The sequence below is a fragment of the Tritonibacter sp. SIMBA_163 genome (assembly GCF_046535935.1).
In the GTDB taxonomy this organism is placed as follows: Bacteria; Pseudomonadota; Alphaproteobacteria; order Rhodobacterales; family Rhodobacteraceae; genus Epibacterium; species Epibacterium scottomollicae.
The window spans coordinates 1-249 of the sequence record NZ_JAWJBP010000987.1 but is presented as its reverse complement, the minus strand read 5'-3'; the positions used below and the strand labels follow the sequence as shown (position 1 = coordinate 249).

Genomic DNA, 249 nt, shown 5'->3' with positions numbered 1-249 from the left:
GTCCAGCGCTGCGAGTTCGGCAGCTTCCGGTGCGTTCAGTCGTCTGCGTTTTGGCATCTTACTCTGCCCCTTCCATCTTGGCTTCGACCCACCAGTTTCCGAGTAGAAGCTCCTTGACCTCGGCATAGGTCCGGTCAAAGGTTTCCCGCTCACGTACATAGGTATCGCAGTTGAAGTCGCGATAATCCGCTTCATTGATCCCATTCACTTGCTGTCCCGCATGGCCCACGAGGGCCGTGACATCCTGAC

Annotated in this window: 1 pseudogene; it reads right to left on the bottom strand. The window is 56.6% G+C overall.

Annotated features, from left to right (window positions below):
* Nucleotides 1-58 precede the first annotated feature (58 nt).
* Nucleotides 59-249 (bottom strand): annotated as a pseudogene (locus R0J92_RS25295) (ATPase); the annotation flags it as partial.